The following is a 13,271-nucleotide window of genomic DNA, read 5'->3' as shown; positions in this document are numbered from 1 at the left end:
CCGCGGCACCGGTCCGGTACCTGCACGCGCCGCCCGCCCCGTCCGCGTCTGCGGCGGGCGTACGCGTGCTGCGGCCGGCTAGTGGGAAGGGCCGGGCAGCCACGCGTTCCGCTCGGTGAGGACTTCGCGCAGTGTCTCGATGTGATCGGTCACAATGCCGTCAACTCCCAGGTCGAGCAACTCCCCCATCCGATCTCGTTCGTTGACGGTCCATACGTGCACCTGCATCCGGCGGGCGTGGGCCGCGCGGACGAAGGCCCGGTCGACCACTGCGACCCCCGAGTGGTGACGTTCGGGGACCTGCACGCACACCGCGCTGCGCCGCACCGCCCAGGCGGGGAGCAGACCGTACGAGCGCAGCCGCAGACGTATCACGCCGCGTGTGCCGAGCGACGTGGCCAGGCGCGGTCCGGCGAGGTCCTGGGCGCGTGCCGCTCTGGACTCCTCGAAGGAACCCACGCACACCCGCGCCCATGCCTCCTGCTCCGCGAGCAGTTCGAGCAGCGGAAGGAGCGCGGCCTCGGACTTGACGTCGATGTTCCACCGCGCCTGGGGGAAGGCCCGCAGCAGGTCGCGCATGAGGGGCAGCGGTTCACGGCCGCCGACGTTCGCCTGCCGCACCTCGGACCAGGTCAGCTCGCCGATCACCCCCCGTGCGTCCGTCACCCGCTCCAGCGTCGCGTCGTGGAAGGCGACGAGCCGGCCGTCGGCTGTCGCGTGGACGTCGGTCTCCAGGTAGCGGTAGCCCAGCCGCACGGCCCGCTCGAAGGCGCTGAAGGTGTTCTCCAGGCCGTCGGCGGCGCCGCCGCGGTGGGCGAAGGCCAGCGGTGCCGGATGGTCGAGGAAGGGATGCCGCGGCGCCCGGCGTGCGGGGCGCGGGCGGTGCGGGGGCCCGGGGGAGCCGGGGTGCTCGGCGCTCGTCACCGCCGCAGTATCGCGCGGTGAGTTCCCGGCACGGCGACGGGGTGGTGCGGAGGCCTCGGCGTCCCCATGGGTGCGGTGCGGTACGTCAGGCGCCGGGCTCGGGCGGTGTCGCGGGGGAGGGCGGGCGCACAGTTTCGCCGTCCGCCGCCGGACTGCCCCTGCGGACGGGCGCCGCGGCGGGCCCGGGTACCGCGAAGACCCGCAGGAAGAGCTGGGAGAGGGGCCCGATCGCGAGCGCGTAGAGGACGGTGCCGACACCGGCCGTGCCGCCCAGCAGCAGGCCGGTGACCAGGACCGTCACCTCGATTCCCGTGCGCACGAGCCGGATCGAGCGGCCCGTCACCCGGTGCAGCCCCGTCATCAGCCCGTCGCGTGGGCCGGGGCCGAAGCGTGCGGAGATGTAGAGGCCGGTGGCGGCGCCGTTCAGTACGACGGCGCCCACCATCAGCGGGATCTGCGCCGCGAGCGCGTCCGGCGCGGGGACGAGGGCGATCGTGCCGTCCATGGCGACTCCGACGAGGACGGCGTTGGAGACGGTGCCCAGCCCCGGGCGCTGACGCAGGGGCACCCACAGCAGCAGCACCGCGGCGCTCGCGATGATCGCGACGACGCCGATCGACAGGCCGGTGCGCCCGGCGATGCCCTGGTGCAGGACGTCCCACGGATCGAGCCCGAGTCCGGCCTGCACCATCAGCCCGGCGCTCGCCCCGTACAGCAGCAGTCCCGCGTAGAGCTGCGTCAGGCGGCGGCCGACGTACCGGCGGGGCCTTCCGGGCGCTGCCCGGCCGGGGTTCCGCACTGCTCTGAAGACGGACAAGACCGGCCCCTTTCCGCGGTGATCTGCGGCCTCCCCGCGTCCCTGCGGGCCCGGCCCCGGGCCGGGAGGGACTGCTGGCGCCGACGAGTGCATGCGTGGCAGTCTGGAGCTGTCGATCAGGCCACATCCATGGCCAATCCGGGGAAGGTGGACCGAAATCATGGCGCAGTGGACCTCTGCTGTCGGAGCGCCGCAGCTCGCCCGGCTGCTGGCCTCCCAGCGCGCCGCCACCGCGGCCGAGGCCGGTCACCGCGTGCCGGCGTACCGGTCGCTGGCCGACGGCGTACGCCTGCTCGTACTCGAGGGCCGTTTGCCCGTGGCCACCCGTCTCCCCGCCGAACGCGAACTGGCCACGGCCCTGCGCGTCAGCCGTACGACCGTGGCCGCCGCCTTCGAGGCGCTCCGCAACGACGGATTCCTCGCGTCGCGTCGCGGCTCGGGCAGCTGGACGGCCGTGCCCGCCGGGAAGCCGCTGCCCACCCGTGGGCTGGAACCGCTGCCGCCCGAGTCCGCCGGATCGGTGATCGACCTGGCCTGCGCCTCGTTCCTGGCGCCCGAACCCCACCTGACGGACGCCTTCCGGGGCGCGGTGAGCGACCTCGCGCCCTACACCCACACCCACGGCAACTACCCCGCCGGACTGCCCGCACTGCGGGAGGCGCTCGCCGAGCGGTACACGGCGCGCGGTGTGCCGACCATGCCCGAACAGATCATGGTCACGACCGGGGCGATGGGTGCCGTCGCCGCGCTCGCCCGTCTCCTCACCCCGCGCGGGGAACGCGTCGCCGTCGAACACCCCTCCTACGCCAACGTGCTGCACCTTCTGCGGGACGCAGGGGCCCGTCTGGTGCCGGTGCCGATGGCCGCGGAGCCGGCGGGCTGGGACCTGCCCGCCTGGCAGCAGGCCTTCCGGGACGCAGCACCCCGCATGGCGTACGTCATCGCGGACTACCACAACCCCACGGGCGCGCTCGCGACGGACGACCAGCGGCGTGATCTGGTGGCAGCCGCCCGCGCGGCCGGTACGGTCCTCGTCGCGGACGAGTCCATGACCGATCTGACGCTCGACGAAGGAGCCGAACTCCCGCGTCCCGTCGCCGCGTTCGACCCCGGAGGCTCCGCGGTCATCACCGTGGGCTCCGTCAGCAAGGCCATCTGGGCGGGGCTGCGCATCGGCTGGGTACGTGCGGCGCCCGAGGTGATCCGCAGCCTCGTCGCCGCCCGGGTCTACGCCGACCTCGGCAGCCCCGTCCTCGAACAGCTCGCCGTCGCCCGCCTGATGACGGGCGAAGGCTGGGATGCGGCGGTGGCGGTGCGCCGCGCCCGGGCCCGGGAGAACCGTGACGCGCTCGTCGCCGCGCTGCGGGACCGGCTGCCCGACTGGGAGTTCACCGTTCCGCGGGGCGGCCTGACCCTGTGGGCTCGTACGGGCGGGCTGTCCGGCTCGCGGATCGCGGATGCCGGCGAGCGCATCGGGGTCCGGGTGCCCGCAGGGACGCGCTTCGGCGTGGACGGTGCCTTCGAGGGCTATGTGCGGTTGCTCTTCACCGTCGCCGACCCGCTCGTCGACGAAGCAGTCGCCCGCCTCGCGAAGGCCGCCGACCTGGTGAGGACGGGCGCCGTCCCCGAGGGCGACGTCCCCCGCACCTACGTGGCCTGAACGCCGGCCTGCTGCTCGGAGACCGCTACGGAGGCGGCAGCGGCCGTGCCGGCGGCTGCCTTCTCCGGTACGGACGCCGCCGGCACGGCGGGCTGCGCAGCCGCCGGTGCGGCAGGCGCAGGCGGCCCCGACATTTCCGGCGCCGGCTGCTGATCGGTCCGTCCGCTCACCGGCCGCCCAGTCGCGGGGGGCGGCAACAGCCGCAGGACAGCCTGCCGTTCGCCCTCATTCGCTGCGTCGTCGAGGGGATCTGGGGTGGCGGGAACCTGGAGCCGGAGAACCGGCCCGGCACCGAGCCGGGCGAAGCCACGGCCCGGGGGCGTGAGCGGTCCGGGCGGGGAGACGGCGTCCACACCGAGCACCGACCAGGCCTCCTCGGGCGAGGCGGTGCCGAGCACCACCCGGGCCCTGCTGTAGGAGCGCACGGCCTGGTTCAGCTCGTCGGCGCACTCGAAGTGCTCGGCCACCACGACCGTCACGTTCGCCGCCCGTCCGTGCCGCAGCGGCACCTGAAGCAACTCCAGCGGATCACGCCGGCCCTCCGTACGGGCCAGGTGGCTCAGCGCGGCAGGCCGGTCGAGGACCACCCACAGCGGCCGCCGCGCGTCGTCGGGGACGAGGTTCCCTGCCTGCCGGGCGCGGCCGGCCACCGACAGACGCCGTTCCGTCTCGTGCACCGCCCACTCCGCGCACGCCACCGCCCCCGTCAGCGACGTCTCCACGGCGAGGACGCCGGCGCGTCCCGCCAGGCAGGCGTACTCGCCGGAGCCGCTGCCGTCGACCACCAGCACGTCCCCGTGTTCGAGAGCCTGGAGCACCACCGAACGGAGCAGCGTGGTGGAGCCGGCCCCGGGCGCACCGACGACCAGCAGGTGCGCTTCCGTCGCCCGTGCGCCCGTACGCCACACCACCGGCGGGACGTCTCGCGCCTGGCCGGCATCGGTGACGGGCACTCTGCGGTGCACCGAATCGGCGTCGGTGAAGCCAAGGACGACCTCGCCGGGGCCCGTCACGAAACGCTGCGCACGGATGCCCTCGGGCAGCGGCTCAGGGACGGTCATCTCCAGCTCGTTGCGCTCCTCGTCCCACACGAAGCGGTATTCGCGGTCGCGTCCCGACTTGGCGCCCAGCAGGCGTTCCACGACGAAGCGGAGCTCGGCGTCGCTGTCGCGGAAGTGGGCGGGATAGCGGAGCAGGAGGCGTCCGATACGTCCGTCGCCGGTGAATTCGATCTCGTCGAAGGCCCGTTCCCAGCTGCCGTCATGGGCGAACAGCGGCTGCGGGTTCGGGTCGTCCGGCAGGGTGAAGAGGGGGACCAGCGCCTCGTAGACCGCCTGCAGCCGTGCGTTCTCCTCCTCGCTGGGGTCGGCGCCCACGCCCGCGCCCTCCCGGCCCTGCCAGGCCGCGGCGCCCACCACCAGGACCACGGCGAACGCCGGCCCCCACGGCATCAGCGCGACCACCAGCACGCCCACTCCCAGCAGGAAGAGGACGGGCCCGCGGCGTTCCTTCGGCGTCCGCGACCACCAGCGCACCGCCAGCACGACCAGCCGGCCGAGCCCCCGCACGAGGGTGATCACAGGGTGCAGTACGTCGAGTGCCCCGTCGGTGCCGGAGCGTACGAGGCTGTGCGCCCGCCCGGTCGTCGCCGGGCCCGGACCCCGTCGCGGCCGGGGGAGCGGCCAACGCGCCACGGAACCTCCTGAGTAAGCGGAACCAAGCGGAACCTGTGCTCGTGCGGCGGCGAGGGCCTCGCCGCCGCCGTTTCAGAACTTGATGCCGCCGAGCAGTCCGGCCAGGCTCGCCCCGCCCGCCTTGATGCTCGGTGCGATGGCGGTGCCCGCCAGGTAGAAGCCGAAGAGCGCGCAGACCAGCGCGTGGGAGAACTTCAGGCCGTCCTTGCGGGTGAAGAGGAAAATGATGAAGCCGAGCAGGAGGACGCCGGAGATGCTGAGAATCATGGGGACTCCTGATGTAGGGGACATCACCCTGAGTACCTTCAGGTTCACAGAAAGTACACAGTCAGGGAAACGGGCAACCGGGTGATTCGCCCCACGCGCCTCGGCCGTCTGCGGCGAGTGTCAGTGCGCAGGCCCCGGAAAACCCTCCTGTCGTCCGCCCAGCAGCCGCACGGAGGCCCGGTCCTGCACGCCCGTCAGCCACCCGGCCGTGACCAGGCAGACGAGGTGGATGCCGAACGCGATCAGCGCGTGGACGGCCCAGGCCCCTGCCAGCGTCGGTCCGCCCCAGGCCCGGTCGAAGGCGTGGTCGGGGGTGAAGGGGTGCCCGAAGGAGCCGTAGGAGGCGTCCGGACGGAACCCGTACAGATAGCCGGAGAAGACGACTGCCGCTGACAGCGTGACGAGCGCGAAGCAGACAGCCGAAGGCAGTGCGACTACGGCGCTGTGACGCAGCGTCCGGGCCGCTCCCGTTCTGCCGTACGGCTCGGGGAGCGTCCCCGGTCCCCACCGCCGGAGCACCGCACGCTGTGCACGTGCCGCGGGTTCGCTGCCGCCGAGCAGGGTCATCGGCACGGCGGCGAGGGCGAGTGGAAACCCGAGTGCGGAACGTACGGCGAGACGTCCGGCACGGGCGAGGTGGTGCCGGGGAGTGCGGCGGGTCTGCGCACCGTACGTGCCGGTCTCCGCGTCGCAGGCGGCGGGGCGGGTCCCGGTGTGCTGCTCGCGGCGCGGCGTGCCGAACTCGCGCATCTGCCTGTCTCCTTGGGTGCGTCGTGCCCCGGCTGTGGTTCTCGTCCCGTCGACCGCTCCGTGAGCCGCGTTCCGGCTGCCGGAATGGCGGTCTCGCGGGCCCCGGGGTGTCAGTGTTCTGCGGCCGGGGCCGGCCAGTCGATGGTGGTAGCGGGGGCAGGGGGGTGGGGTTCGCCCCACCAGTCGTGACGGTGGCCGCCACTGGCTGGGCCGTGTGCTGTGCCGCGCGGCGCCGCAGCGCACGGCTCCGTCAGTGGGACTTCCTTTTGCGTGGATTGCCCGTTTTGGCGTGCGATCATCGCGCTGTGCTGTCGCTGATCCTTCTCCACTTCGCCGGGGCGTGCTGTGCTCCCCTCCTGGTGCGGTGGCTGGGGTCGCGCGCGTTCCTCGTACTGGCCCTCGTGCCGGCTGCGGCGGCAGGCTGGGCGCTCGCGCAGTACGCGGAGGTCGCGGACGGCGGAGTGCTCGTCCAGCAGTGGCAGTGGATGGAGGGGCTGGGAGTCGAACTCGCCTTCCGCTGTGATGCGCTGGCACTGCTCATGGTGCTCGTCATCGGGGCCGTCGGGGCGCTGGTGCTGGTCTACTGCGCGGGATACTTCAGCTGGGCCGAGTTCGGGCTCGGACAGTTCGCCGGGGCGTTCACGGCCTTCGCCGGAGCGATGCTCGGCCTGGTGCTCGCCGACGACCTGATCGTGCTGTACGTCCTGTGGGAACTGACCACGGTCTTCTCCTTCCTGCTCATCGGCCACGTTCCCGAACGCCGGCCCAACCGGCTCGCCGCACTGCAGGCGCTCATGGTCACCACGTTCGGCGGCCTCGCCATGCTCCTCGGGTTCCTGATCCTGGGTCAGGAGGCGGGAACCTTCAGCATCTCCGGCATTCTGGAGCGTCCGCCGCCCGCGTCGGGAAGCGTGGCCGCCGCGCTGCTGCTGGTACTCGCCGGAGCCCTCTCGAAATCGGCGGTATGGCCCTTCACCTTCTGGCTCCCCGGCGCGATGGCGGCCCCGACGCCCGTCTCGGCGTATCTGCATGCGGCCGCCATGGTCAAGGCCGGTGTCTACCTGGTGGGGAGGTTCGCTCCGGCGTACGCCGACACAGTGCCGTGGCGCGTGACCGTCCTCGTCCTCGGTTCGGTGACGATGCTGCTCGGCGGCTGGCGGGCCCTGCGCGAGACCGACCTCAAACGGCTCCTCGCCTACGGGACGGTCAGCCAACTCGGCTTCCTCATCGTGCTGTTCGGCAGCGGGACAAGGGACGCCGCGCTCGCCGGGGCCGCTCTGCTGCTGGCCCACGCCCTCTTCAAGGCGCCGCTCTTCCTCGTCGTCGGAATCATCGACCACGCCACCGGCACGCGGCACCTGGACAAGCTCTCAGGGCTGGCGCGTTCCATGCCCGCGGTGTGCGCGGTCGCCGTACTCGCAGGGGCGTCCATGGCGGGAGTGCCGCCGCTGATCGGCTTCACCGCGAAGGAGGCGGCCTTCACCTCCTTCCTGCAGGGCGGCGGCGCCGAGCTGTGGCTGACCGCGGTGGTGGGAGCGGGGTCGGCGCTGACGGCCGGTTACACCCTGCGGTTCCTGTGGGGCGCCTTCGGCACGAAGCCCGCGCCCGCCCTCCCCGGCGGCGAGGAGGAAGGGGGCGTGGCGAAGCAGGCGTCACCCATCGCCACGCCGCTGCGCGGCGCAAGCGGACCGTTCCTTCTCGTGCCGCCCGCGCTCTGTTCTCTCGCGGGCCTCGTCCTGGGGCCGGGGGTGTCCGTCCTGGACAGGCTGGTCTCCCGCTTCGCCGACGAACTCCCCGCAGAGGGGAGTGAGTTCGAGCTCGCGCTGTGGCACGGGTTCGGGGCGGCGCTGTGGCTCTCCGTGCTGACCTGGCTGGCGGGCGCGCTGCTCTTCCTCACCATGGGTCCCCTCGGACGGCTTGCGGAGCGGATGGCGCTGGTGGAAGGGGCGCAGGTCTTCGCCCGCTCGCTGTGGTCCCTGGAGCGGAGCTCGCTGGAAGTCACCGGTGCGGTGCAGCGGGGTTCACTGCCCGTCTACCTCGGGACGGCGCTCGCCTTCCTGATCGCCGCCCAGAGCACGGCAATGATCATCGACCCGCCGTGGAGGCATGTGGGGCCGCTCCGCTGGTACGACTCCGTGCCACAACTCGGAGTCGCCGTGATCATCTGCGTGGTCGCCGTGCTGTGCCTGACCTCCCGTCACCGCATGAAGGCCGTCGTCCTCGCGGGCGTCACCGGGTACGGCACGGCTGTGCTGTACGTACTGCACGGGGCGCCGGACGTGGCGCTCACGCAGTTCGCCGTGGAGACCGTCTCTCTCGTCGTGTTCGTGCTGGTGCTGCGGCGCCTCCCCGCACGGTTCCCGAGCCGGCGGCATACCAGCGCCCCACGGCGCGTCACGCAGACGGTGACCGGGCTCGCCGCCGGCTCCTTCGCCGCGGTGCTGACGTACGTCGCCGGGGCCGCCCGCGTGGACGCCCCGGCCGGGCCGCGTCTGACGGAGGCCACCGCCGAGTACGGCCTGAAGAACATCGTCCCCAACACCCTTGTCGATCTCCGTTCCTGGGACACCCTGGGGGAGTCCGCGGTCCTCGGGGTCGCCGTCGTCGGGGTGACGAGCCTGGTCTATCTGCGGCGCCGTCCGGGAAGCGCCGTCCCCGCCGAGACCGCCGCAGCAGTCGGGCGGCCTCCGCGCGGCGGGCCGGAGCCCCTCCGGCCCGCCGGATCGCCCGCGGTGCCGGGCGGTGCGGAGACGGGCCGCAGGCGTGCCGGCTCCGTGCTCGGTCCGGAAGGCGTCGCCTACCCGCGGGCAGTGGGAGCCATCCCGCGGCGCACATGGCTCACCGCCTCCGGAACCCTCGACCCGGAGCGGCGATCGGTGATCTTCGAGGTGGTGGCGCGGCTCGTGTACCACCCCATCGTGGTGCTCTCCCTCTACCTGCTGTTCTGTGCGGAGAACCTTCCCGGAGGCGGATTCACCGCGGGCCTCGTGGCCGGTCTCGCGCTGGCGGTGCGCTACCTCGCGGGCGGGCGGCACGAACTGGCGGCTGCCGCGCCCGTCGACGCCGGCTTCCTGCTGGGCCTCGGTCTGCTGACGATGACGCTCACCGGACTCGTGGGGCTGCTCGTGAACGGGTCCGTCCTCAAGTCGGCGACGTACTACGGCAGTCTGCCGCTCATCGGCGACTTCCACGCCGCGAGTCCGGTGCTCTTCGACGCCGGCGTCTACCTGCTGGTGCTCGGCGTCGTCCTGGACGTACTGCGCAGCCTGGGCTCCGGCATCGACCGGCGCGTGGAGAGGGACCTGCGTGACGAGTCACGCGGCGGACGGCGCTCCGGCACCGGCGAGGGCGGCGGGGGAAGCGGCCGGGGGCCGTCCGGGGAGGCGGGACCATGAACGAGACGCTCGCACTGGTCGTCGCGGGCGGCGCCCTCGTCGCCGTCGGCACGATTCTGCTGCTCAGCCGCCCGCTCACCCGGATCGTCCTCGGCGCGGTGGTCCTCAGCAACGGCGTCAATCTCCTGCTGCTGGCCACCTCGGGAGCGGCCGGGCGCGCACCGCTGCTCTACCCGGGCATCGAGCCGGGCCGCATCGCGGACCCCCTGCCGCAAGCGTTCATCCTCACAGCCATCGTCATCAGCCTCGCCCTGACGGCGTTCCTCTCCACCATGGCCTACCGGGCGTGGCAGCTGTCCGGGACGGACGACGTGCAGGACGACGTGGAGGACCTCCGCGTCGCACAGCGTGCCGACTACGCAGAAGAACGCGAACGTCTGCGCACGGTCTACCGGGCACAGCGCGCCAAACGCCGCGAGGACGTCCGCACCGCTGAGGAGGTGTCAGGCGGCGGCCTCCTCCGGCACCTGCGACGCGACCGCGCCCAGTACCGGGACGCCCGCCGCAGAGCCCGCGCCGAGCTGCGCGCCGACCGGGTGCGCGGCGCCCACGCCGAGGCCGGCACCGACGAGGACGACGAGTGGGAGACGATCCTCGGGGCCGACCGGTGATCGCCGCGACGTCCGCCGAATCGGTGTCCGCGTCCTCGGCGCTGGTCCCGCTCCCGGTGATCCTTCCGCTGCTCGCCGCCGGGCTGAAACTCGCCATCGGCGTACGGCTCCAGCGCACCCAGCGCGTGATCAGCTCCGTCGTGCTCGCCGCCGTCCTGGTGGTCGCGCTGCTGCTGCTCATCGACGCCGACCGCAACGGCCCGCAGGTGATGTACGCCGGGGGCTGGGAACCGCCCGTGGGCATCGTGCTCGTCGCCGACAGACTCTCGGCGCTGATGCTGGTGATCTCTTCGGCCGTGACGCTGTGCGTCCTGCTCTACTCCATCGGACAGGGCATGGCCGACAACGACGAGGCCACTCCGCTCTCCATCTACCACCCGTCCTACCTCGTGCTGGTGGCCGGTGTCTCGGACACCTTTCTCGCCGGCGACCTCTTCAACCTCTACGTCGGCTTCGAGATCATGCTGACCGCCAGCTACGTCCTGCTGACCCTCGGCGGCACCGTCACCCGCATCCGCGCCGGGGCGACGTACGCGATCGTCTCGCTGCTGTCGTCGGTGCTCTTCCTCGCCGCCATCGCCGTCGTCTACGCGGCGACGGGGACCGTCACCCTTGCCCAGCTGGCCGGGCGGCTCGACCGGCTCCCCGACGGCGTGAGCCTGCTGGCGCAGATCTCGCTGCTGACCGTCTTCTGCATCAAGGCCGCGGTCTTCCCCCTCGCCGCCTGGCTGCCGGACTCCTATCCCACCGCTCCCGCTCCCGTCACAGCCGTCTTCGCCGGGCTGCTGACCAAGGTCGGCATCTACGCGATGCTGCGCACCCAGACGCTGCTCTTCCCCGACGGGCGGCTGGACGACGCGCTGCTCGTCCTCGCCCTGCTCTCGCTGGTCGTCGGCATCCTCGGCGCGGTCGCACAGACCGACCTGAAGCGTCTGCTGTCCTTCACCCTCATCAGCCACATCGGCTTCATGGTCTTCGGCATCGCGCTGGCGTCCCGAGCGGGCTTCGCGGGTGCCGTCTTCTACGTGACGCACCACATCACCGTGCAGACCACGCTCTTCCTCGTCGTCGGCCTCGTCGAACGCCGGGGAGTGACCACCGACATGCAGCGGCTGGGCGGCATCGCCAAGCTCTCTCCGGTGCTCGGCCTGGTCTTCTTCATCCCCGCCATGAACCTGGCCGGCGTGCCGCCGCTGTCGGGGTTCCTCGGCAAGCTCGGGCTGCTGCGCGCCGGGTTCCTGCACGGTGGCGCACTCGTCCTCGTGGTGATCGTCGCCGCCACCGTCACCAGCCTGCTCACGCTCTACGCGCTCGCCAAGGCGTGGAACCTCGCCTTCTGGCGGGCCGCGCCGCCGGAGCTGTACGTCCTCGGCGTCGTTCTCGACATCGGTGAGACCGACGAGCCGGACGAGCCGGATGACAGGGAGGAGGGCGACGGGACGGGCAGGGCGGGCGCCGCGGCTTCGGCGAACGTCCCCGGCACGTCCAGCGAACCGGGGAGCACCCCCGGCGGGCCGGCCGACGTACAGGTCCTCTCGGGACGGACCGAGGCCGCCACCTTCGGCGGCCGGGCGATCACCACCGGCGAGCCGCCGGCGACGATGCTTGCGCCGACCATCGCGATGGTCTCCTTCGGGCTGGCCTTCACCGTGCTGGCCGGCCCTCTCACGAGCCTGACCGAACGCGTGGCCGACGAGCTGACGGCCCGGACGCCCTACGTCGAGGCGGTGACCGGCAGATGAGTGAACCCCGGCCCGGCCGCCGGAACCACCCCGGCGCCGGGAGCCTCCCCGGCGGGGGACGGTGGCCCCGTGGCAGACTGCGCGCCGCGCAGTGGCCCATGGTGCTCGGGCTGACTCTGCTGTGGATGCTGCTGTGGGGCACGCCCTCCGTCGCGAACGCCCTCACGGGTCTCCTGGTCGGCGTCGTCGTGTGCGTCGTCTTCCCCCTGCCGCCCATCGAGACCCAGGTGCGGCTGCGTCCCGCCGGCATTGCCCGCTTCACTGTCCGGTTCGTGCTGGACATGGTCGTCTCCAGCTGGCGGCTCAACCCGTACATCCTCGGGCTGCGACCGCCGCTGTGCGCCGTGCTGGCCGTACGGCTGCGCTGCCCGAGCGATCTGATGCTGACCGCGACGTCCATCGCCGTCTCCGCGGTCCCCGGCAGCAACGTCCTGGACGTGCACCGCGCCTCAGGCACGCTGTTCGTGCACGTGGTGGGCGCGGGCGAGGAGTCCGAGCGGGAGCGGGCACGGTACGAGGTGCTGCGGCTGGAGGCCCGTGTCGTCGAGGCGTTCGGCACCCGCGCCGACGTCGAGGCCCTCGGGGCGGGCGGTCCGGGCAACTTCCGGAGAGGGGGCGGGCCTTGGAGACGCTGACGAACGTCGTCGTGGCGCTGCTGCTGGCGTCCGGCGTGCTGGTGACCGTCCGCCTGGTGCGGGGCCCCTCGATGCTGGACCGTGCCGTGGCCCTCGACGCGCTGGTCGCGGTGGTCATGGCCGGGATCGGTGTGCTGACAGCGGTACGGCAGATCCCGTTCTACCTGCCCGCGCTGCTCGTGCTGTCCTTCCTCGGCTTCACCGGTTCGGTGAGCATCGCCCGCTTCCTCGCGCTGCGGGACGAAGCCGGCACCGACGACGCGGACGAGGGCGAGAGCGTGCACGCAGCCGGACATGACGACGCCGAAGGCCGGCCGGGGGCGAACGGCGACGAGCAGGGGAGTGGCGGATGAAATGGTCGGACGCTGCCGATGCGGCAGCCGCAGTGTGCATGCTGCTCGGTGCGCTGCTGTGTCTGCTGGCCGGGATCGGACTGCTGCGGCTCCCGGACGTGCTGTCGCGCATGCACGCCGGCACCAAGCCCCAGACGTTCGGGCTGCTGCTCGTGCTGCTCGGCGCGGGACTGCGGCTGCGCGACGGCGCCGACATGGGGACGATCGTCCTCGTCGGGCTGTCCCAGCTCGTGACCGTGCCTGTGGCGGCACACATGATCGGCAGGGCCGCGTACCGCTCCGGGAAGATCGACCGCGAGCATCTCGTGGTGGACGAGTTCGGTCAGGCGTCCAGGAGGCTCTGACGCCGGACCGGCCACGGTGCAGGCCGGTGCGCGCCCGCACCCCCGCGCCCTCGCCGCATGAGCCGATCCGCAGGGAATA

12 protein-coding genes are annotated in these 13,271 nt (G+C 72.7%); 7 read left to right on the top strand and 5 right to left on the bottom strand.

All coding sequences use genetic code 11. From position 1 onward, the window contains the following. Positions 1–78: 78 nt before the first annotated feature. Both ACFPA8_RS11790 and yczE read right to left on the bottom strand, forming a co-directional pair. A complete protein-coding gene (locus ACFPA8_RS11790) occupies positions 79–825 on the bottom strand; it encodes a glycerophosphodiester phosphodiesterase family protein (RefSeq protein ID WP_386447626.1) in 747 nt (248 codons plus the stop codon). A gap of 184 nt (positions 826–1,009) precedes the next feature. After that, positions 1,010–1,741, bottom strand: coding sequence for a membrane protein YczE (yczE, locus tag ACFPA8_RS11785; protein ID WP_386446554.1), 732 nt, complete (start codon positions 1,739–1,741; stop codon positions 1,010–1,012). Between the two features lie 160 nt (positions 1,742–1,901). Between yczE and yczR the strand changes: the two genes are divergently transcribed. Then, on the top strand, positions 1,902–3,401 hold the full coding sequence (gene yczR / locus ACFPA8_RS11780; RefSeq protein WP_386446551.1) for a MocR-like transcription factor YczR: 1,500 nt from the start codon (positions 1,902–1,904) through the stop codon (positions 3,399–3,401). On the opposite strand, the gene ACFPA8_RS11775 is transcribed toward yczR, so the two are convergent. The 3 genes from ACFPA8_RS11775 to ACFPA8_RS11765 form a co-directional block, all read right to left on the bottom strand. After that, positions 3,389–5,095: a hypothetical protein gene (locus ACFPA8_RS11775; protein WP_386446548.1), complete on the bottom strand. Its 1,707-nt coding sequence runs from the start codon at positions 5,093–5,095 to the stop codon at positions 3,389–3,391. The genes yczR and ACFPA8_RS11775 overlap by 13 nt on opposite strands. A gap of 72 nt (positions 5,096–5,167) precedes the next feature. After that, a complete protein-coding gene (locus tag ACFPA8_RS11770) occupies positions 5,168–5,362 on the bottom strand; it encodes a hypothetical protein (protein WP_045862158.1) in 195 nt (64 codons plus the stop codon). Positions 5,363–5,482: 120 nt separating this feature from the next. Continuing rightward, on the bottom strand, positions 5,483–6,112 hold the full coding sequence (locus ACFPA8_RS11765) for a hypothetical protein (RefSeq protein ID WP_386446546.1): 630 nt from the start codon (positions 6,110–6,112) through the stop codon (positions 5,483–5,485). A gap of 305 nt (positions 6,113–6,417) precedes the next feature. Between ACFPA8_RS11765 and ACFPA8_RS11760 the strand changes: the two genes are divergently transcribed. Genes ACFPA8_RS11760 through mnhG form a run of 6 tightly spaced genes read left to right on the top strand, consistent with a single transcriptional unit; the run spans position 6,418 to position 13,192 of the window. Next, complete coding sequence (locus ACFPA8_RS11760; RefSeq protein WP_386446544.1) at positions 6,418–9,507, top strand: Na+/H+ antiporter subunit A; 3,090 nt, start codon at positions 6,418–6,420, stop codon at positions 9,505–9,507. Then, on the top strand, positions 9,504–10,118 hold the full coding sequence (locus tag ACFPA8_RS11755) for a Na(+)/H(+) antiporter subunit C (protein ID WP_386446541.1): 615 nt from the start codon (positions 9,504–9,506) through the stop codon (positions 10,116–10,118). Before ACFPA8_RS11760 ends, ACFPA8_RS11755 begins: the two co-directional genes overlap by 4 nt. Next, complete coding sequence (locus ACFPA8_RS11750) at positions 10,118–11,860, top strand: Na+/H+ antiporter subunit D (RefSeq protein ID WP_386447623.1); 1,743 nt, start codon at positions 10,118–10,120, stop codon at positions 11,858–11,860. Before ACFPA8_RS11755 ends, ACFPA8_RS11750 begins: the two co-directional genes overlap by 1 nt. Then, positions 11,857–12,495, top strand: a complete 639-nt coding sequence (locus tag ACFPA8_RS11745; protein WP_386446538.1) for a Na+/H+ antiporter subunit E — start codon at positions 11,857–11,859, stop codon at positions 12,493–12,495. Before ACFPA8_RS11750 ends, ACFPA8_RS11745 begins: the two co-directional genes overlap by 4 nt. Continuing rightward, a complete protein-coding gene (locus ACFPA8_RS11740) occupies positions 12,483–12,848 on the top strand; it encodes an MrpF/PhaF family protein (RefSeq protein WP_386446536.1) in 366 nt (121 codons plus the stop codon). The genes ACFPA8_RS11745 and ACFPA8_RS11740 overlap by 13 nt, the downstream gene beginning before the upstream one ends. Continuing rightward, complete coding sequence (mnhG, locus tag ACFPA8_RS11735; RefSeq protein WP_386446533.1) at positions 12,845–13,192, top strand: monovalent cation/H(+) antiporter subunit G; 348 nt, start codon at positions 12,845–12,847, stop codon at positions 13,190–13,192. The genes ACFPA8_RS11740 and mnhG overlap by 4 nt, the downstream gene beginning before the upstream one ends. The last annotated feature ends 79 nt before the right edge of the window (positions 13,193–13,271 follow it).

The organism is Streptomyces ovatisporus, from assembly GCF_042653885.1.
GTDB classification, from domain to species: domain Bacteria; phylum Actinomycetota; class Actinomycetes; order Streptomycetales; family Streptomycetaceae; genus Streptomyces; species Streptomyces ovatisporus.
Note: the sequence above shows the minus strand (reverse complement) of the source record. Positions and strands in the feature narration are given on the sequence as shown.